The organism is Sphingomonadaceae bacterium OTU29LAMAA1 (assembly GCA_024072375.1).
Classification (GTDB): domain Bacteria; phylum Pseudomonadota; class Alphaproteobacteria; order Sphingomonadales; family Sphingomonadaceae; genus Sphingomonas.
In genome coordinates this window covers 3,135,796-3,155,685 of record CP099617.1, presented here as the reverse complement: position 1 = coordinate 3,155,685, position 19,890 = coordinate 3,135,796, and the positions used below count along the sequence as shown (strand labels likewise).

Here is a 19,890-nt window from a genome sequence, read left to right as displayed (position 1 = left end):
TAAGCCGACTCCGGACATCATCATAATCCGTAGAAGGATTCCGCAGACGAGCGGAATATGCCCTGCACCCGCTCTGGCACACGGTCCTGTATGAAACGCAGGGAATGATCCAGCCAGTCGCTGTAATTCCATCCGCTTAGCAGCAGCACCGGCCAGTCGCTGCCCCACATCAGCCGGTCCGGGAACACCCCGATGACGTGGTCCATGCAGCCGGATAGCAGGACTTCCGATGCTGGCGCCGGCAGTTCCGTCAGCAGCCCGGACAGCTTGCACCACACGTTGGGCAGTGCCGCGAGTTCCGCCATGTCGAGCCGCCATCGATCGAGGTCTCCGTTCACCGGATCGGGTTTGGCGGCATGATCGATCACGATACGCAAGTCCGGCCAGCGCCGGGCCAACAGGTGGATCGCGGGCAGATGCCGGGGCCGGACCAGCGCATCGAAACACAGGTCGTGCGTCACCATGGCCTCGATTGCGGCATCCTGTTCGCGGCGCAGGATCCAGCGCGCGTCGGGCATGTCCTGCAGCATCGGACGCAAGCCCAGTAATCCCGGTCGTGCGGCAAGGCGTGCGATGGCATCGGGAGCGTCCGCCGCATCCAGTGCGGTCCAGCCGACCATGCCGGCGACGTTCGGCGCCCGCGCGCCGATGTCGAGCAGCCAGTCCGTCTCGCGCGGATCGGGCTGTGCCTGCACCAACACGGCGCGGTCCAGCGGCAGGGCGGCGAGATCGGCGAGGCCGAAGTCACGATGGATATCCGCCAGATCGGCGCCTGGCCACTGATGAAACCGCGACGCCAGCGACCATAGATGCACATGGCTGTCGCATATGACCGGCCGGTCGTTTGCCACCACGGTCACAGCCGGGCGGGGTCGATCACGATATGGCGGATGCGTCGCCGATCGTAGGTGTAGGTGATGTGGACCAGATTGTCCGCCGACTGGATCACCGCAGGATAGGCGTAGCCGTCCTTCAGCGGTTTGTCCTCCAGCGTCAGGACGTTGCGCCAGCGCACGCCGTCATCGGACAGGCCGATGTTGATCGGATAGCGCACCCCCTTGCCCGGCATCGCGGGCGAATGCGCGGCATGATTGTAGACGATCAGCTGCCGTCCATCGCGCAACGTGATCGCATCGGTGCCGGAATTGGGGTTGGGCAGATCGACCGGCATCAGCGGCCCCCAGCTCCGCCCGCCGTCGCGGGAGAAGGTCGCGGCGACGACGCCCTGCCGCGTACGCGCAACCGCCTCAAGCTGGCCATCGCGCAACATCAGCACGCTCGGCTGGATCGCGTCGAATCTGGACCCCGGATCGACCGGCGGCGTGGCAGTCCACGTCTTGCCGGCATCGCGGCTACGCTCGAAATGCAGCGACCAGCCGCCGCCGTCCGCCTGCTCCGTACTGGACGGGGACAGCCAGTCGCCGTCGGCGAGAACCACCGGCTTGTTCTTGATCGGACCCAACACTCCGTCGGGCAAGCGGCGCGGGCGGCTCCAGCTGCGACCCTCGTCGATCGAGCTGATGACCATGCCCCACCATTGCTGGGGGCTGGGCCCGACCTTGTAGAACAGGTGGAGCGGCCCCTTCGGATCCTGGAACAGCACGGGATTCCACGTCGGCAGTCGCGTACCGTCCGGCTGGATGCCGGTTGCGACGGACCTGGGCGTATCCCATTTGGCCGGGCCACGCCTCGCGAACCAGATTTCGACGTCCGGATGACGTTCGTACGTGCCGCCGAACCACGCCGCGGCGATCGTCCCGCCGCGCGTCTGCACGATCGTCGATGCATGGCTCTGCGGATAGGGTGCGGTGTCGTAGACGAACTCCATCGTCCGGATCGCGAACCGGGCGGGGTCGGCCACCGGACCGGCCTGCATCGCCGCCACCCCCGTCGGAACCGTGGAGGGCGCGAACGCCAACAGCGCGATCACCAGCCATCGACAGGTCATGCATCGACTCCCTTCGCAGCGCCTGGCGTGCGGATGACGCCCTTGCGCAGGATAACATTGCCATACAGCCGCGTTTCGCCCGTCGCGACGATCGCGAAGCATTCCGCCGCACGATCGTAAAAGGCATGGCGTTCGAGCGGAACGATCGGCCGGTCGTAACCGGACCCGTGCAGCACATCCGCCATGTCGGCCACCGTTTCGGGCATGCGATCGGAATCGCCCACCACCGCCATCGAAAAGACGGCATCGTCGAAGTCGTCCAGCGGCAACACGCCGACGATCGCGGACAGCATGCGGATCAGCGTATGCCCGTCGCAGCGCACCAGCCGCCGTGCCCGCGCCGCGGCAGGAAAGTTCGCATCGACCAGTGCGATCTCATCGCCATGGCCCATCGCCCGCAGCGCAGCGAGCAGATCGGGACCCAGCAGGGGATCGAGACCGATCAGCATGTTACGTCCGGGTGCATCAGTCTTTCTCCGGCCAGATCGCGCCACAGGGCGGGCGGGATCGGATGATCGAGCAGTGCGACGTTGCGGCGGACCTCATCCGGAGTCCATCCGCCGGGATGACGGACACGACAGCGGGATGCCGCAACGGAAAGGCGAGCCCCGCCGCGGCGAGCGGCACGCCACAGGCGACGCGTACCGCGTCGAGCCTTCGCGTGCGCTCCATCACCGCCTCGCCTGCCGACGCAATCGTACCATGCGCCGGCAACCGTACCGGTCGCCAGAATACCGCTGTTGAATGGTCCGCCGATCACGATCCCCACCCCGTCCGTCAGACAGCGCGGCAACAGGTCGTCCTGCGCCTGCTGGTCGAGCAACGTATAGCGCCCGGCGAGCAGGAACAGATCCGGGTCCGCAACCTCGAGCAGGCGCCGGCAGGCCCGCACCTCGTGACGCCCGCACCGATCGCCCGCACATCGCCGGCGGCGCGCAATTCGGTCAGCGCCCGCCAGCCGCCGCCATCGACCAGTTCGGCGATGCGGGCATCCGCGCCCGTGCTATCACCGTGCGCGGATGCGTCGATGTCATGGACGTAAAGGATGTCGACAGCCCGGCCCAGCCGCTTCAGGCTCGCCTCGTACGACCGCATCACGCCATCGTAGCTATAGTCGAACGCAACCCTTACATCCGGCACGTCGACGTAGATGCCGCTGTCCTGTGCGCCGGATGCGCACGATATCAGCAGCCCGCCGACCTTGGTCGACAGCATCACGTCGGTCCGCCCGCTCAACGCCTCGCCGACCCGGCATTCCGCCAGCCCATGGCCATAGAGCGGCGCGACGTCGACATGCCGTAACCCGAGGTCGAGCGCCGTGGTAACGGTCGCGATCGCATCCGCATACGCCATCGGCCGGCCCATGTTGCCGATCGGCGCCGCGCCGAAGCCGATCCGGGTCAGGTCGATGCGCGCGGCATGGCGGGTGACGAACGGCATGGACGTCGCCGCCCCGCTCGGCCGGGTCATGGCCAGGCCCGCCGTCACATCACCGCTCCGATCTGCCACGGCACGAATTCGGCGCCGCCATATCCCAGCGCCTCGCTGCACGTCTGTTGCCCGGATGCGACGGCAGCATCAGGTCCAGTATCTCCGTTCCCATATCCTCGACACTCGCACCGCCGGATACGATCGTGCCGCGATCGAGGTCGATGTCCTCCGCCGTCCGCTCGAACAATGCGGTGTTCGACCCCAGCTTGATCGACGGCGAGGGTTTGTAGCCCAACGCCGATCCGCGCCCCGTGGTGAAGACGATCAGCGTCGCGCCGGACGCCACCTGCCCGGTGGCGGAACACGGGTCGAACCCCGGACTGTCCATAAACGCCAGCCCCGGCGTCACCACCGGCTCCGCATAGCCGATCACGTCGGCCAACGGTGCGCTGCCGCCCTTCGACACGGCACCAAGCGATTTCTCCAGAATGGTGGTCAGCCCGCCCGCCTTGTTGCCCGGTGAGGGGTTGTTGTCCATCTCCGCATCGTGGCGGCGGGTGTAGTCCTCCCACCATTCCAGTCTGGCCCGCAACCTGGCGGCGGTCGTCGCATCGGACCGCGCGTACAGCAAATGCTCCGCGCCATGGATTTCCGGCGTCTCGTCGCGAGCAACGCGGTGGCGCTCGTCTGCATCTCCGCCGTCGGCCTTCGCCGGAAGAGGCCGACAACGGGCCGCCTGTCATGACAGGCGGCCCGTCCGGTGCCGGCCACTAGTTTCCGAACTGCATCCGGCCGCCGACCAGCACGCGGACACCGCCATAGGACAGGCGCTGGACCTTGGGCGTTCCGTCCGCAAAGTTCTGACTGGCGTCGAGAACCTTGATCACCCCCTGCCTCTTCAGGTTGCGGCCTTCAGCATAGATCTGGAAATTACGGGTGAAGTTATAGGCGACCTTGGCGTCGATATAGGTCGTGGCGTCGGTGTAGGATGGCGACCCCGGATTATAGCCGTCGCCGGCAAGCGGATTGCGGACGTTGGTATAGCCGTCGCCGGGATAGTTGAAGTCGACCGTGTTGCCGCCACACGGTGTGATGCAGGTGAACTGGCTCGTCCGCCGCTGGTAGGCGAGGCGCGCGTTGAACTTGCTGTCGTCATACCAGATCGACGCATTGATGAAGTATTTCGATTCGTTGGTCGGCAATTGTACGGCGCCGGTCAGCGGTGCGCGGATACCACCGATCTCGGTATCGGACTTGGCGGACGAGATGTTGAAGTCGGCGCCGGTATGGCGCAAGATCCACGGCAGGAAGGTGAAGGCGGTGCGAATCGCCACTTCCCAGCCCTTGCGCTTGTAGCCGGGGCCATTCTCGAAGGTCGGGATGCTGAAGACCGTGGCGGCGACCGGCTGACCGGTGATCGGGTTGATCTGGTCGCTTTCGGCGAACACCGCCCGGTCCGCCGTCGAGGCGACCGGGTTGCCGATCTTCACGTCCTGAACGAAATAGGCGAAGGAAATCGACGTGTCGCGGTTGGGATAATATTCTAGGCTGTAATTGTAGTTCCACGACGTGAACGGGCTGAGCCCCGGATTGCCGATCCGGCCGGTGCATCCGCTCGGGAGCGAATCGTCCTGAAGGATGCGTTCGTCGAGGATGCATTCGCCCGCCGGCAGCAGTGTGCCGACGTTCGGGCGCGCCACGGTCTTGCCGCCATAGGTGCGGACCACCAGCTTGTCGTCGAACGCCCACAGATTGGCGTTGTACGTCGGCAGCCAGTCGGTCGTCCTGTTCCTGAACGTCACGTTCTGTCGGAAAACGGCGTCCTGAAACGCATTGGTGGCAGGATCCGCATACGTCCGGACCCGCAAGGTGAGAAAGCCGGTGCCGCGAACGTCGGTGAAAACGCCGCGCACGCCGGCGTTGCCGGTGAAGCGCAGCCCGATCGGCAGGTCCTGTTCCGCGTCCGCCATGACATAGACGTTCCTGGTAACCTCCATCGTCTCGGTCTTCGGCTGGTCGTACTGCTGGCCGTCGCTGCCCGCGCACACTTTGACGCAGTCGAGATTCATGAACTTGTAGGCATCGAGTTGCTGAAAGATCTTCTGCGGCAGGACGCCGTCGCGGGTGCTGCCGACCGACGCGCCCGGATAGCCGTTGAAGAAGCCGACGGTCGCGGGTTCAACCGAGCCTGCGAACAGATCGCGCAGCTGTTGCGGCGTCACCACCTCGTTACCCGAACGGGAGGCTGTCGGATCGGCGGAGGGCGTGAAGCCGAACACGCAGGGCCGCCCGCCCGGAGCACGCGATCCCGCGGTATCTTCGCAGGCGAACAGCTGGCCACGGACGTTGGCGGTCGGCACCCGCACCGGCGCGACATAGCCGGCGGTGCCGAAGGTTCCACGCGGTCCCGTCGCCTCATATCCACCGCCGCCCCACCGTTCGATCCGGCGATCGCGATATTGCAAGCCGGCCTTCACCCGCTTGATGAACGGCAGGATGTCGTCAGTGCGGTAGGCGGCGTCGAACCTGCCGTTCCTTTCCGACGTTTCCAGGATCTGCGGCGTGTAGGTGAGCTGGGTGTTGGCCGACGTCAGCGGCAATTGCCCGACCGTGTAGCGATTGGGGTTGGCATTGACCCCGAATGCCGGATCGACCGGGTTCACCGCGGCGCAGCCCGGTGCCGTGCGCGGGAACCCGGCAGGCTGCGTCGCCAGACAGGTGGCCGGGGATATTTGCACGTATCGCTGCGGATCGTTGAGATCCACCCCCTCCGGCAGTGTCAACGACCACAGGCCGCTCGGCGTGATCGATGCGGTCACGTCGCCCACGAACGTCGAACGGCTGGTGCGAAAATCCTCCCGCGTCGAATCGGCCAGCGAGATGCCGGCCATCGCGTTGATCTCAAGCCGCTCGCCGACATAGTCGCCGCCGAGCTGCGCGTAGCGGGTCCTGATTTCGGTATTGTTGTCGATCTGGTCGACGCCCGCCCTGTTGTTGGTCGTCGTGAACCGCGTCACATTGTGCATCGAATCGACCGCGACGCTGCCGGGCAGGACGTTGAGGACATCGCCACGAAGCGGCACGATATTGGCGACCGACGTGGTGCTGATATTGTATTGCGTGGTGCCGAACACCGGATCGACCAGCAGATAGGCGCCCGGCCCGCCCGGTGCGGTGGGGTTGATCGCATTCAGCTGCGGATAGGTGCCGGTCGGAGAGAAGGTGCCGGCAGCCTGTGCGGCGGGTATGCCGCCCGACGAAAAGGCGCGCTGCCGGTCGTTACCCGATCGGCTGCTCTGGTTCACCTTGCCGTAGACGACGAAATCGTCCGTCACCTGATAATCGGCACGCAGATCGACCGACGTGCGGATCTCGTCGTTGCTCGTCACCAGCTGACGAAAATTCTCAGGGAGATAGTCGTTCCACTGGTTGAGGCACGTTCTCTGCTCCAAGATGCGCTGGATCCGCTGGTTGTTGTTGCTGCCGACCTGCGCGAGATCCGGAAACAATTGCAGGCACTGCGCCTTGGAAGTGGCACCGGCGGATTTGGTGAGCAGGGTGCGCGGCGTTTCGAGGCTGTTGCCGAACACGGTGTCCGACTCCCGGTCAGCCGAAAGCGTATCGAGGTTGAACGCGAACGTCTTGGCGGGCGAATTGTCGAAATCGAACCGGCGCAGATAGCCACGGGCACCCGAGCTGACGTTTTCCTGAAAATGCTGTTGAAGCTGGATATCGGTGCGGTTGACGCTGCCGATGACGCCCAGCCGATCGTTGAAGAACTTGCGCGTGGCCACGACGTTGACGTCGGGGGACCAGCGGTCCCCCAGCGTGGTCCGTTGCCCACCCGCCCGAACCGAAAAATACGGCTTCTTGAAGTCGAGGCCCGAGCGCGTCTTGATCTGGATCGTGCCGCCGAGCGATCCTTCGGTCATGTCGGCGGTGGATCCCTTGACGACGTCCACGCTCTTGATGAGTTCGGCGGGCAGTTCGCGAAGATCGGCACTGCGCGCGCCGCCGTTGCCGCCGGGGATATTGGTGCCCAGCACGCCCAGACCGTCCAGTTCGACGCGGGTCAGGTCAGGTCCGTTGCCGCGGACGGCGACTTCGGTACCCTCACCGAACCCGTTGCGGCTGAGCGCGACGCCGGGAATGCGCGAGATCGCTTCGTTGACGTTGCGATCCGGGAAGGAGCCGATGTCGTCGGCGACGATGGAATCCGTCGCGGTGCGGGCGTTGCGCTTGCGTGCGATCGCCGACTGCTGGCTGGCGCGGGCGCCGACGACCACGATGTCGTCGATCTCGACACCCTGCTCGGCCGAACCGGTCGTGGGTTTCGGCGTGGATCGGGAGACGCCCGGTGACGTTCGCGCGTCGATCGTGCCCGATTGTTGCAGCGGCGCCGCTGCCGCCTCGCCGGCACTGCTTGCCAGCATCAGACCCAGCACCGCCCATGACGATGTCGCCGCCATCCGGCACCGACCCCTGTTATCCTTCGCCATCCGCCCCTCTCCCGTTCTGATCGTTCAGGGTGTGGCCGGCCGCAGGTGTGCGTTGCCGGTGACGGGGACGATGGCGCGTCGGGTCCTTTGCTCCGGTACATCAACCGAACCTGACGATCGCCCCTGTCTTCTGAACATTTATTGGTTGGTCCACATTATCATCGTGGTCCGACCAAACTAAGAGGATGCAGTTCGTCCAGTCAAGAACTATCGGTTCGATATCGACGCAAATCGTCAGCCGTCGATATTGCGTGCCCGCTCCTTCAGGCTGAGCCCGCGCTGCGAACTGGCGCTCTGGATTTTCCTGATCTCGGCCATTTCGATGGAGGCGAGCAGATGGTCGCGAACACGATCGAGATGGTTGCGCATCGCCGTTCGCGCCGCCCCGGCAGATGCGGACTTCAGGGCATCGACGATGGCACGATGTTCGACGATGCGGTCCTGCATCCCGTTGTCCGCCACATCGACGAGCAGCTGCTTCGCCGAAGCGGACCAGTAACGCCAGTCCCACAGGCTCTGAACGATGGCGACGATGGCCTCGTTGTCGGTCGCCCTGGCGATCGTCAGATGGAACTCGCGATCCGCCCGCTCGGCGGTTTCGCGATTGGCATCCGTCATCGATTGCAGCAGGTCCTCGAGCCGTTCGAGATCGCCCGGGGTGGTTCCCGACGCGGCCAGCGCACAGACCTCGCCCTCGATCACGCGCCGCGCCTCGATCAGCTTGAACGATCCGATCTCCGAATCCTGGAAGCCGATCGGATTTTCGCTGGTGATTCGCAGCACTTCTACGCCCCGGCCATGCGCGATATCGATCCAGCCCCGCGCCTCCAGCACGATCAGGGCCTCACGCACCGTGTTGCGACTGACCTGATATTCGGTGGCGAGATCGCGCTCCGTCGGCAGTCGTTGCCCGACCGCGTAACGCCCCGATTGCAACTGCGCGAGGAGTTGCTGGGCTATCGTCTTATACAGTTTGTTGCCGCTCGCCATGATCACCGCCGTCCCGGACACGACGCCCATTCGTGAGCATCGGTTATGCGGAGATTGGTAGGTCCAATTCGCCAAAGATCAATTGCGATCGTCTGGCCTCGCGACGATTGATGCCATTAGCTTGCCTTTGCAGGCAAGCTCTGTTGACTTGGGGGGGGGTCCTCAAGCATATTGGTCCAACATCGCGGCGTTATTGAACCTACCAATGATCCGTCTAGGGGGAGTGTAGCGAATGAACATCCTGCGGAACGCGTCCGCAGCGATGCCGGGTATCGCCGGTACGCTCACGATCTCCAATGCGCTTTTCACCGTTCTCCGGGAGCGCGCATCGCGGCCGGGTCATGGATATGCGTGGTCGCGGGCAGCGCTGGCGATGCTGATCGCGATCGTCGTCCAGCAACCGGCGCATGCGCAGCGCAGCCGCGTGTCGATCAACGACGGCTGGCATTTCCACATGGGCGACCCGGCCGGCAGCAAGGTCGACCTGCGCTACGAGGTGCGGCCGGAGCTTCGGTTGCGTCCCGATGGCGCGGATTTCGATGCCGGTGGCATGGGTGGCGAGCAGGCGCGCGGCGCCGGCATCCTGCGTCCTTATATCCTGCCCAGCGGCAACGCCTTCCTGAGCGATCCGGCGCGACGCCACGTCCGCCCCGCGGGCCATCCGGGCAGCGACCACCCCTATGTCGCGGCGCGCTTCGACGACAGCGTGTGGCAGCGTGTCACCCTGCCACACGACTGGGCGATCGGCGGACCGTTCCTGCGCAAAGGGCCGTTCGGCGGCATGGGGCGACTGACCAGCTGGGGCGTCGGCTGGTATCGCCGGTCGCTCGCGATCCCCGCCGCCTCGCGCGGCAAGGCCATCATATTGGAGGTCGACGGCGCGATGTCGCACGCGGCGGTCTGGATCAACGGCAAGCTCGCCGGCGGCTGGCCCTATGGGTACAACAGCTGGCAGGTCGACCTGACGCCGTATGTGGTACCCGGCGGGGTCAACCAGCTGGCGATCCGGCTCGACAACCCGATGGAATCCTCGCGCTGGTATCCGGGCGGCGGGATCTACCGCAACGTGTGGCTGACCACCGCCGACCCCGTGAGGGTGGCACAATGGGGCAGCCGGGTAAAGACGCCGCAGGTGTCCGCCGCGGCCGCCCGCATCGAACTGGCCGTGGCGGTCGAGAACAATGGTACGACGCCCGCGCAGGTCACCGCACGCACCGCCATCTTCGCAATCGACGGCAACGATCGTCGCATCGGCGCTGCGGTCGCACGGATTCCCGCCGCCGATGTGACGATCGCGCCCGCAGGGCGTGAGACGATCTCACGCAGCGCGACACTGCCGAACCCGCGCTTGTGGGGGCCGCCGCCGATGCAGCGGCCCCACCGCTACGTCGCGGTGACCAGTCTTGAGCGGAACGGCCGGGTGATCGACACCTGCGAGACGCGCTTCGGCGTCCGGTCGATCACCTTCGATCCGAATCGCGGCGTCATCGTCAACGGCGAACACGTCATGCTGAACGGGGTCAACCAGCATCACGATCTCGGCGCGCTGGGTGCCGCGTTCAACGCGCGCGCGGCGCAGCGACAGCTGGATATCCTCGCGGCGATGGGCGTCAACGCGATCCGCACCAGCCACAATCCCGTCGCGCCCGAACTGCTCGACATGACCGACCGGATGGGCATGCTGGTCGCCAGCGAGATTTTCGACGCCTGGCAACGCCGCAAGACCCCGCTCGACAGCCATTTGATCTTCGACGACTGGTCGGAGCAGGATCTGCGTGCGATGATCCGGCGCGACGCCAATCACCCGTCGGTGATCCTGTGGGGCGTGGGCAACGAGGTTCCCGAACAGAATGACGACGGCAAGGGCGCAGCGATCGCACGCCGGCTGGTCGGCATCGCCCATGACGAGGACGCCACCCGCCCGGTCTTCGCCGCGATGAACACCGGAGCAGCAGGCTCGGCCTATGCCTCCGCCTTCGATGTGGTCGCGCTGAATTACCAGGGTGCCGGGGTCCGGACCCGCGCGCCGACCTTTCCGATCTTCCGCGCGCGGCATCCCGACAAGGTCATCTTCAGTTCGGAGAGCGCCGCCGCCTATAGCAGCCGCGGCGAATATCAGTTTCCGGTCCCCGGCGCGAACAGCAATCCGGTGCGCCCTGGGGTCGGTGCCGACTGGGACACGCGCCAGATCAGCGCCTATGAGATCTTCGCCAGCGACTTCGGCGGGTCGGCCGACCGCACATGGTCGGCGCAGGACCAGAACCCCTTCGTCGCCGGCGAGTTCGTCTGGACGGGGTTCGACTATCTAGGCGAACCGGCGCCGTTCTACGAATCGCGCAGCTCCTATTTCGGCATCGTCGACCTCGCCGGTTTTCCGAAGGATCGCTACTGGCTCTACAAGGCACGGTGGCGGCCGGACGAGCGCTTCGTCCACGTCCTGCCGCACTGGACGTTTCCGGGACGCGAAGGACAGGTGACACCGGTCCATGCGTTCAGTTCGGCGGATGAGGCGGAGCTGTTCGTCAACGGGGTGTCGCAGGGCCGGCAAAAGAAGCTGCCCTATCAATATCGCTTTCGCTGGGATTACGTCCGCTATGCGCCCGGCACCATCCGGGTGGTGACGTACAAGGCCGGCAAGACGTGGGCCGAGCAGGTCGTCCGGACTGCCGGCACCGCCGCGACGATCGCTGCGCTCGCCGATCGCGGGACTATCGCCGCCGATGGTCGGGACCTGTCGTTCGTCAGTGTGGCCCTGCACGATGCCGCCGGCAATCCGGTACCCGCCGACAAACGCGAGCTGCAGTTCGCCATCGATGGTCCGGGAGAGGTCGTCGCGACCGACAACGGCGACCCGACCGACTTCACCGCTTTCCCGTCGATCCGGCGCCGCCTGTTCAATGGCAAGGCGCTCGCCATCGTGCGGGCGAAACCCGGACAGCGCGGCCCGATTACGCTGACCGTCCATGCCGCGGGCGTACCCGACACGACCGTGCGCCTGACCGCCCGATGACCTGCCCGATACACTGCCCGATACACTGCCCGATGGCCCGGAACGCCACGCTTGCGATCTGCGCCCCTTTCCCCGCCGCACCCGCCGATACCGGCCCTTTCCTGCTCGGCGGGCGCCGCGTCGAGCCATATTCGCTGGCGATCCGTCGCACCGCATTTGGGGCGGCACGGTGATGCGATGGGTCGTCCTCGCGGCTTCGGCGCTGATCGTCATGCCTGCCGCCGCTCGCGCACAAGGCACGACGCTGTTCGATGGCCGCGAGGTCGCGGACATCGTCCATGCCGCCGACGAATCCGCACGGCTCGCCAGCGATATGCTGGCGCGCGATCTGACCCGGGTCACCGGGCGCACGCCGCGCGTGCTGACCGACGTGGCGCAATGCCGCCGCCTGTGCGTGGTCGTCGGCGCGGCGGACACCGCATTGGTCCGCGCCGTCGCCAACGACGGCGGGGTCGCACTGGATGCGCTGGCCGGCCAGTGGGAACGGTATCTGCGACTGGAAACCCGATCGCGCAGCGTGCGCTCGCGCCGCTACCTGCTGATCGCCGGGTCAGACCGGCGCGGCGCGATCTGGGGCGTGACCGATCTGACCCGCGAGATCGGCGTATCGGCGTGGGAATGGTGGGCCGACGTGACACCGCGCCGGGTTGCCCGGCTGGCGGTAGACGGCACACGCCGTCTGTCGAACGCCCCGTCGGTCCGCTATCGCGGCATCTTCCTCAACGACGAGGACTGGGGGCTGCAACCCTGGGCGGCGAAGACGCACGAGCCCGCGGTCGGCGACATCGGGCCGAAGACCTATAGCCGTATCTTCGAGCTGCTATGGCGGCTGAAGGCCAATCTGATCTGGCCGGCGATGCACGACAGCACCCGCCCCTTCTATCAGGTGCCGGGCAACGCCGAGGCCGCTCGCGCCCACGATATCGTAGTCGGCACATCGCACGCCGAACCGATGATGCGCAACAATGTGCGCGAATGGGACGACGCATCCGACGGCGCATTCAACTTTTTCTCCAACCGCGACGCGATGGTCGAATACTGGCGCCGCCGGGCGGAGGGCGTGAAGGATTTCGAGAACGTCTATACCATCGGCCTGCGCGGCAAGCACGATTCCGGCATGGAGGGTGCCGCCACACCCGCGGACGCACGCGGCGCGATGGCCGACGCGATCCGGTTGCAGCGCGACATCCTGGCCAGGGCTCAGCGCCGTCCGGCCGAACAGGTGCCTCAGGCCCTGACGCTCTACAAGGAAGTCCTCGACGTCTATGCGACCGGGCTGAAGGTGCCGGACGACGTGACGATCGTCTGGCCTGAGGACAATTACGGCTATGTCAGCCAGCTGCCGAATATGGCGGAACGCACCCGGTCCGGCGGGTCGGGCGTTTATTACCACATCTCGTACTGGGGCCGTCCGCACGATTATCTCTGGCTGGCGACGACCCATCCCGCGCTGATCCGCGAACAGCTGGACCGCGCCTGGCAGACGGACGCGCGTCGGCTGTGGGTGGTCAATGTGGGGGATATCAAGCCAGCCGAATATTTGACGCAATATTTCCTCGATCTCGCGTTCGATCACCGCGCCTTCACCGACACCCCCCGTGCGCATCTCGCCGGCTGGGCGCGCGACCAGTTCGGCGCCGCACAGGCGGACGCGATCGCCGGGGTGATGACCGATTATTACGATCTGGCATTCGAGCGCCGTCCGGAATTCATGGGCTTCAGCCAGGTCGAACCGGTTACCCCCATCCAAATCGGCGATTACACGCGCAGCGGTGGCGAGGAAGCGTACCGGCGGATCGATCGTTACGCCGCCCTCGTCGCACGGGCGGAAGCGATTGGCGCGGGGCTACCCGCCGACCGGCGCGACGCCTTCTTCCAGATCGTCCTCTATCCGGTCCGGTCCGCGGCCAACCTCAACACGCGCAACCTGACGCTCGATCTTGCCGCGCTCTACGCCCGGCAGGGCCGGACGAACGTCAACGCCCTGTCCGATCGGGCGCGCGCGGCGCATGCGGGGATCGTCGCGGATACCCGCGCCTATAACGAGCAGAGCAACGGCAAATGGCGGCATATCATGGACATGGCGCCGCGGCGCCTGCCGGTATTCGCCGAACCGCCCTATCCGAAGATCGACCTGCCCGCCGCGCCCGGCTGCGTCGTGGACGCAAGCGAGCTCGTCTTCGTCACCGGAATGGCGGCCAGTCACCCGGCGACGATCCGGAGCAACGGTCAGCCGGCGGACTGGTCGATCGGCGCCGCCCCCGGGCTGGTGGCGGACGCCTCCTCGGGGCGGCTGGAGGCGGGTAACGGGTTCGAGCGGAGGGTGATGTTCCGCTATGACGGCAAGGGGTCGATCGGACCTGCGACCGTTCGCTGTCAGGGCAAGACCTACCGCTTGACGCCCCGCCTCATGCCCGCCGCTCCGGCGGGTGCGCCGGTCGCCTACCAGCGCGTCATCTCGCTCGCGCCGACCGATGCGGACGGACCCGTGCCCGGCGGCTGGGAGCAGGTCCCCGGTCTCGGATCCCGCGGCACGGCGTTGCGCACGCGACTGACGCTGACGTCGGCCGGGCCCGACGATACCCGCACGCCGCTGCGCTACAGCTTCACGACCGGTGCGGAAGCGGATGCCGAATTGCGGATCGTCGGGTTGCCGGTGCACCCGCTCACGTCGGACACCCGGCTGCGCATCGGCGTGCGCGTGGACGACGGGGCATTGCAGGTGCTCGACTACGAAACGCACGGACGGAGCGAGGAGTGGAAACGGAACGTCCTGTCGAACAGCGCGGTCCGGTCGCTGCGCCTCGCGACGCTGGCGCCCGGCAGGCATCAACTGCGCCTGTATGCGCTCGACCCCGGCTTCCTGCTCGACCGCATCGACCTCAGGCTGGATGGCGCACCCGACTCCTATGGCGCGCCGCTGACCCGATGAAATCCGATGAGAGGACATGGTCCCGTATGACGTCAGTCTCGTTCACGCCCTGCGTCAAGGCGGAGCCGCGCTGATGCCACGCATCACCGACGCCAGCGTCATCGTCACCGGACCCGGCCGCAATTTCGTCACGCTGAAGATCACCTGCGACGACGGCACGACCGGCCTCGGCGATGCGACGCTCAACGGCCGCGAGATGGCCGTCGTCAGCTACCTGACCGAACATGCCGTGCCGTGCCTGATCGGCCGCGACGCGCACCGGATCGAGGATGTCTGGCAGTATCTCTACAAGGGTGCCTATTGGCGGCGCGGCCCCGTGACCATGACCGCGATCGCCGCGGTCGATACCGCATTGTGGGACATCAAGGGCAAGATCGCCGGCCTGCCGGTCTATCAGTTGCTGGGCGGCGCATCGCGCGACGGCTGTCTCGTCTACGCCCATGCCAGCGGCGTGACGATCGGGGACACGATCGCCGCCGCCAAAACCGCGATCGGCGACGGCTATCGCGCGGTACGGCTGCAATGCGGCGTCCCGGGACTGCCGTCGACCTATGGCGTCGCCAGGCCCGGCGAGCGCTACGAGCCGGCCGATGGCGCGTTGCCGACCGAGAGCGTCTGGTCGACGCCGCAATATCTGCGCATCGTGCCGGAGCTGTTCCGGGCCGCGCGTGAGGAATTGGGCTGGGACGTCCACCTGCTGCACGACATCCACCACCGCCTGACCCCGATCGAGGCGGGGCGGCTGGGCCGCGATCTGGAACCCTGTCGCCCCTTCTGGCTGGAAGATCCCACGCCGGCCGAGGATCAGGACGCCTTCCGTCTCGTCCGTCACCACACCACCACCCCGCTCGCCGCCGGCGAGGTGTTCAATTCGATCTGGGACTGCAAGGCGCTGATCGAGAACCAGCTGATCGATTACATCCGCGCGACCGTGGTGCATGCAGGCGGCATCACCCACCTGCGCCGGATCGCGGCGCTGGCCGATCTGTACCAGATCCGCACCGGCTGCCACGGCGCGACCGACCTCAGTCCGGTCGCGATGGCGGCGGCGCTCCATTTCGGCCTGTCGGTGCCCAATTTCGGCATACAGGAACACATGCCGCATACCGCAGAGACCGATGCCGTCTTCCCGCACGCCTATCGCTTCGCCGACGGCCTCATGCATCCGGGCGATGCGCCGGGTCTGGGCGTGGACATCGACGAGGCACTGGCTGGGGAATATCCCTATAGCCGCGCCTATCTGCCGGTGAACCGTCTGCAGGACGGCACGATGTGGAGCTGGTAGGGATGACGACCCTGCCCGCCGGGGATGCCGCAAGGCCGCGCGGTCGTACCCGCTGGATCGTCTGTGCGCTGCTGTTCGCGGCAGTCGCGCTGAGCTACATCGATCGGCTGGTGCTGCCGACGCTCAAGCCCGAGCTGCAGGCGCGATACCGGTGGAGCGAACAGGGCTACGCCGACCTGGCGATCGCATTCCAGGCGGCGTACGGCATTGCGTACGTGCTGTTCGGCCGGTTCGTCGACCGGTTCGGTGCGAAAATTGGTTATGCGGTGGCGGTGACGATCTGGACGATCGGGCATGTCGCGCATGTGTTGTTCACCAGCGCGAGCGGAATGATCTGGGCAAGGCTGCCGCTGGCGATCGGCGAAGCGGGAGCGTTTCCGGCGGCGCTGGCGGCGGCGAACGAATGGTTCCCGCAGCGCGAGCGCGCGCTGGCGATCGGCATCTTCAACGCCGGGTCCAACGTCGGCGCGATCCTGACCCCGCTGATCGTGCCGGCGATCGCCGTCGCCTTCGGCTGGCGGATGGCGTTCGTGGCGACGGGCGCGCTCACCGCGCTGTGGCTGGCGGCGTGGCTGATCTTCTATCGCAGCCCACGGCGGCACCCCCGTGTGACGCCGGAAGAACTGGCGTGGATCGAGAGCGACCCGGTCCCGGCGGCGCAGCCCGTGCGCTGGCGGACGCTGCTGCGGCTGAGGCAGACCTGGGCCTATATGCTCGCGCGGTTCATGATCGATCCGATCTGGTGGACCTTCCTGTTCTGGCTGCCGGATTTCTTCAATCGCCAATATGGCGTCCGAATGCTGGATTTCGGGCCGCCCCTCGTCGCGGTCTATGTGCTGGCCGATGTCGGATCGATCGCAGGTGGCTGGGGATCGTCGCGTCTGCTGGCGCGCGGTGCCAGCGCCAACCGGGCGCGCAAGACCGCAATGGCGGCATGCGCGGTGTTCGCCTTGCCGATCATCTTTGCCGCGCAGGCGCCCGGCCTGTGGTGGGCGGTCGTGGCGATCGGCATGGCCTGCGCCTGTCACCAGGGTTTCTCCGCCAACGTCTACGCCATTCCCGGCGATCTGTTTCCACGCGGGATGGGCGGATCGGTCATCGGTCTCGGCGGGCTTGCCGGAGCGATCGGCGGCATGCTGATGGCGAAGTTCGCCGGTACGATCCTTGCCGGGGTCGGCAGCTATGGTCCGATATTCGCGGTGGCGGGCTGCGCCTATTTCGCCGCCCTGCTGGTCGTTCATCTGCTGATCCCGCGCTACACGCCGGTCGATCGGGAGCGGCTGGCGTGAGGGGGAAGCGATGCCGGATTACCCCGTAGACGCCCCGCTGCGCACACGCCCGTTGACCATGGTCGCGATCGCGAGATCGCCGGTGACGTTGAGCATCGTGCGGCACATATCCAGCAGACGATCGACGCCGAGCACGATCCCGATCGCGGCCGGCGGCACACCGACCATGCCGAGGATCAACGCGATCACCGGCAGCGAGCCTGCCGGAACCCCGGCGGTGCCGATTCCGCCCAGGATGCACACCAGCATCACCATTCCCTGCTGGCCGAGCGAAAGCTCCACACCGAAGAATTGCGCGAGGAAGATCACGGTGACGCCCTCGAAGATCGCCGTGCCGTTCTGGTTGGCGGTGGCGCCGATCGTCAGCACGAAGCGTGCGATCTTGCGCGGCAGCTTGAGTTCGGTCTCGGCGATGCTCAGCGACGTGGGCAGAGTGGCGTTCGAACTTGCGGTCGAGAACGCCATCACCATCGCCTCGCGCGCGCCGCCGAAAAAGGTTCGCGGACTCATGCCCGCCGCGAACCACACCCCGGCACCATAGACGATCACCAGCTGGAAGGTGATCGCGGCGAGCACGGTCGCCACATACCAGCTCAGCCGGATGAGGATGTCGAAGCCAAACAGCGCGGCGAGGTTGAACATGAAGCAGGCCACGGCGATCGGGGCCAGCCGGATGACGAGGCCGATCAACGCCATGGCCACCTCCAGCAAGCCTTCCACCGCATTCTGGAAGACATGCGTCTTGTCGGTGCGGACGAGCACCAGCCCGATGCCGATCGCGAGTGCGAACACCATCAGCGCGAGAATGTCGTCGTCCGCCGCGGCCTTGACGGCATTCGACGGGATGATGCCGAGCACGGCCTCGACCCCGCCCGGCTGATTACGGCTCGACCCGACGATCGCACCGGCGCCGTTGCCGGCCTGCGCCAGCATGGCCCGGGCCAGCGCGGGGTCGACCCCGCCGCCCGGCCGGATCACGTTGACCAGCACCAGCGCGACGATCACCGAGATCGTGGACAGGACGAGCGTGAATGCGAGCGTGCGCAGCCCCACCCGCTTGAGCGAGGCGATATCCCCCATTTCGGCGACGCCGGTAACCAGAGCCGAGAACAACAGGGGTATCACCAGCATGAACAGCAGGCGCAGGAACACCTGCCCCGCCGGGCCGGTGACATAGGTAGTAATCGTCTTCACCCATGTCGCGTCCCCCGCCGTCAGGTTGACGACGAGGCCGCCGACAAGACCGATGGCAAAGCCCGCGAGCATCTGGAAGTGAAGCGGAAACCGCGGTGGGGCCGGCGTGTCGGTCTCGGTCTCGCTCATGCAAACTCCAGCGCGAACAGTTGGCCCTGCCCGGACCATGACACGGATCGTGCAGCGGAGCGACGGCAGTTCGCATGACGCGTCGGCCCCGGCCTGCGGACGCCGGGAGCGACGCGATCAATGCGGCGCGGGCGCCGGTCCAGTGGTCTTCCGCAACACGAGTTCGGCAGGCACCACCACCGGCGCGGCGGGAGCATCGCCGGTGCGCCGCTGTTCGATGATGAGCTGCACCGCGCGGGCGGTGACGGCCGCGATCGGCTGGACGATCGCCGTCACCGGCGGATTGGCGTACCGCATGGACGGGGTATCGTCGAAGCTGATGAGCGACAGGTCCGCCGGCACGCACAGGCCGCGCTCTTCGGCGACGAGCAATGTGCCGAGCGTCATCTGGTCGTTGCTCACCACCAGCGCCGTCACGCGGTCCTTCAGCGCGAGCAGATGTTCTGCGGCGGACCGGCCCGATGCATGACTGAAGTCGCCGGTGGCGAGCAGATCGTCCGTGCGCAGCCCCGCACGTTCCATCGCCGCACGCCAGCCGTCGATCCGCCAGCCGCTCAGCTCGTAATCGGCGGGACCGGCGACGAAGCCGATCCGGCGATGCCCCAGTTCGATCAGATGTTCGGTCGCGATCCTTGCCGCGCGTTCGTCGTCCATCGTCAGCTTGATGCCGCCGCCGGGCCGCACCGAGCCGATCCGCGCGAAGCTGATCCCCTGCGTCGCCAGCAGATCGACGATCTGGCGATTGCCCGAATGCGGCGGGGTCAGGACGATGCCGTCCGGCTGCACGGCGGCGATCGCGGCGAGCAGTTCGCGTTCCAGCTGGTCGCTATGCGTGTCGACCAGTTCGATGATCATGCGATAGCCGTGCTCGGCGCAGGTCAGCATGCCGCCCAACAGCATCTGGTCGACCCAGTCGGTGCCCTGCCGCAGCCGCCAGTCGGCGATCGTGCGTTCGCGGTCGTTGAGTGCGAGAATGAAATAGGAATGCGCACCGGCCATCCGCTGCGCCGCCAGCGACGGCACATAGCCCAGACGATCGATCGATTCCTGTACCCGGAGCGCCATTTCCGGCCGGACGTTCGGCGCCTTGTTGACGACGCGGCTGACCGTCTGCAACGACACGCCCGCATCGGCGGCGACGTGCTTGATGGTGACCGACTGCCGCCGTTTCGATACGACCATC

At 66.5% G+C, this 19,890-nt stretch carries 14 protein-coding genes; 5 read left to right on the top strand and 9 right to left on the bottom strand.

Annotated elements, in window-relative coordinates; translation table 11 throughout:
• Positions 1–20: 20 nt before the first annotated feature.
• From NF699_15205 to NF699_15175, 7 genes are all read right to left on the bottom strand, one after another.
• Positions 21–860 carry an amidohydrolase family protein gene (locus NF699_15205; protein USU04376.1) on the bottom strand — a complete coding sequence of 280 codons (840 nt, stop codon included), beginning with the start codon at positions 858–860 and terminating at the stop codon, positions 21–23.
• The gene (locus NF699_15200) at positions 857–1,948 is read right to left on the bottom strand and encodes an exo-alpha-sialidase (GenBank protein USU04375.1); all 1,092 of its coding nucleotides are present in this window, start codon (positions 1,946–1,948) and stop codon (positions 857–859) included. Before NF699_15200 ends, NF699_15205 begins: the two co-directional genes overlap by 4 nt.
• Complete coding sequence (locus NF699_15195) at positions 1,945–2,397, bottom strand: fucose isomerase (protein USU04374.1); 453 nt, start codon at positions 2,395–2,397, stop codon at positions 1,945–1,947. Before NF699_15195 ends, NF699_15200 begins: the two co-directional genes overlap by 4 nt.
• Before the next feature lie 328 nt (positions 2,398–2,725).
• Positions 2,726–3,418, bottom strand: a complete 693-nt coding sequence (locus NF699_15190; GenBank protein USU04373.1) for an aldo/keto reductase — start codon at positions 3,416–3,418, stop codon at positions 2,726–2,728.
• A gap of 19 nt (positions 3,419–3,437) precedes the next feature.
• Positions 3,438–4,010, bottom strand: a complete 573-nt coding sequence (locus NF699_15185) for a UxaA family hydrolase (GenBank protein ID USU04372.1) — start codon at positions 4,008–4,010, stop codon at positions 3,438–3,440.
• 139 nt (positions 4,011–4,149) lie between these two features.
• Complete coding sequence (locus NF699_15180; GenBank protein USU04371.1) at positions 4,150–7,848, bottom strand: TonB-dependent receptor; 3,699 nt, start codon at positions 7,846–7,848, stop codon at positions 4,150–4,152.
• A 264-nt stretch (positions 7,849–8,112) separates the two neighbouring features.
• Positions 8,113–8,898, bottom strand: a complete 786-nt coding sequence (locus NF699_15175) for a FadR family transcriptional regulator (protein USU04370.1) — start codon at positions 8,896–8,898, stop codon at positions 8,113–8,115.
• 202 nt (positions 8,899–9,100) lie between these two features.
• Here NF699_15175 and NF699_15170 point away from each other — a divergent pair, with 202 nt between their 5' ends.
• The 5 genes from NF699_15170 (at position 9,101) to NF699_15150 (ending at position 17,384) form a co-directional block, all read left to right on the top strand.
• Positions 9,101–11,878 carry a DUF4982 domain-containing protein gene (locus NF699_15170; GenBank protein ID USU04369.1) on the top strand — a complete coding sequence of 926 codons (2,778 nt, stop codon included), beginning with the start codon at positions 9,101–9,103 and terminating at the stop codon, positions 11,876–11,878.
• A 32-nt stretch (positions 11,879–11,910) separates the two neighbouring features.
• The gene (locus tag NF699_15165) at positions 11,911–12,051 is read left to right on the top strand and encodes a hypothetical protein (protein USU04368.1); all 141 of its coding nucleotides are present in this window, start codon (positions 11,911–11,913) and stop codon (positions 12,049–12,051) included.
• The gene (locus NF699_15160) at positions 12,051–14,810 is read left to right on the top strand and encodes a glycosyl hydrolase 115 family protein (protein ID USU04367.1); all 2,760 of its coding nucleotides are present in this window, start codon (positions 12,051–12,053) and stop codon (positions 14,808–14,810) included. The genes NF699_15165 and NF699_15160 overlap by 1 nt, the downstream gene beginning before the upstream one ends.
• A gap of 73 nt (positions 14,811–14,883) precedes the next feature.
• Complete coding sequence (locus NF699_15155) at positions 14,884–16,095, top strand: D-galactonate dehydratase family protein (protein ID USU04366.1); 1,212 nt, start codon at positions 14,884–14,886, stop codon at positions 16,093–16,095.
• Positions 16,096–16,097: 2 nt separating this feature from the next.
• Positions 16,098–17,384 (top strand): MFS transporter, encoded by a 1,287-nt coding sequence (locus tag NF699_15150; protein USU04365.1) that lies wholly within the window; start codon positions 16,098–16,100, stop codon positions 17,382–17,384.
• An 18-nt stretch (positions 17,385–17,402) separates the two neighbouring features.
• Here the strand turns inward: NF699_15150 and NF699_15145 are convergent, their stop codons facing one another.
• Positions 17,403–18,707, bottom strand: a complete 1,305-nt coding sequence (locus tag NF699_15145) for a dicarboxylate/amino acid:cation symporter (protein USU04364.1) — start codon at positions 18,705–18,707, stop codon at positions 17,403–17,405.
• A gap of 117 nt (positions 18,708–18,824) precedes the next feature.
• The gene (locus tag NF699_15140) at positions 18,825–19,889 is read right to left on the bottom strand and encodes a LacI family transcriptional regulator (protein USU04363.1); all 1,065 of its coding nucleotides are present in this window, start codon (positions 19,887–19,889) and stop codon (positions 18,825–18,827) included.
• Position 19,890 lies beyond the last annotated feature (1 nt).

Excerpts from the sequence above, each read along its gene's own strand:
- NF699_15150 (USU04365.1), top strand. The coding sequence starts at position 16,098 with ATGACGACCCTGCCCGCCGGGGATGCCGCAAGGCCGCGCGGTCGTACC.
- NF699_15195 (USU04374.1), bottom strand. The coding sequence starts at position 2,397 with ATGCTGATCGGTCTCGATCCCCTGCTGGGTCCCGATCTGCTCGCTGCG.
- NF699_15180 (USU04371.1), bottom strand. The coding sequence starts at position 7,848 with ATGGCGGCGACATCGTCATGGGCGGTGCTGGGTCTGATGCTGGCAAGC.
- NF699_15200 (USU04375.1), bottom strand. The coding sequence starts at position 1,948 with ATGACCTGTCGATGGCTGGTGATCGCGCTGTTGGCGTTCGCGCCCTCC.
- NF699_15140 (USU04363.1), bottom strand. The coding sequence starts at position 19,889 with ATGGTCGTATCGAAACGGCGGCAGTCGGTCACCATCAAGCACGTCGCC.
- NF699_15190 (USU04373.1), bottom strand. The coding sequence starts at position 3,418 with ATGACCCGGCCGAGCGGGGCGGCGACGTCCATGCCGTTCGTCACCCGC.
- NF699_15160 (USU04367.1), top strand. The coding sequence starts at position 12,051 with ATGCGATGGGTCGTCCTCGCGGCTTCGGCGCTGATCGTCATGCCTGCC.
- NF699_15170 (USU04369.1), top strand. The coding sequence starts at position 9,101 with ATGAACATCCTGCGGAACGCGTCCGCAGCGATGCCGGGTATCGCCGGT.
- NF699_15165 (USU04368.1), top strand. The coding sequence starts at position 11,911 with ATGGCCCGGAACGCCACGCTTGCGATCTGCGCCCCTTTCCCCGCCGCA.
- NF699_15145 (USU04364.1), bottom strand. The coding sequence starts at position 18,707 with ATGAGCGAGACCGAGACCGACACGCCGGCCCCACCGCGGTTTCCGCTT.
- NF699_15155 (USU04366.1), top strand. The coding sequence starts at position 14,884 with ATGCCACGCATCACCGACGCCAGCGTCATCGTCACCGGACCCGGCCGC.
- NF699_15175 (USU04370.1), bottom strand. The coding sequence starts at position 8,898 with ATGGGCGTCGTGTCCGGGACGGCGGTGATCATGGCGAGCGGCAACAAA.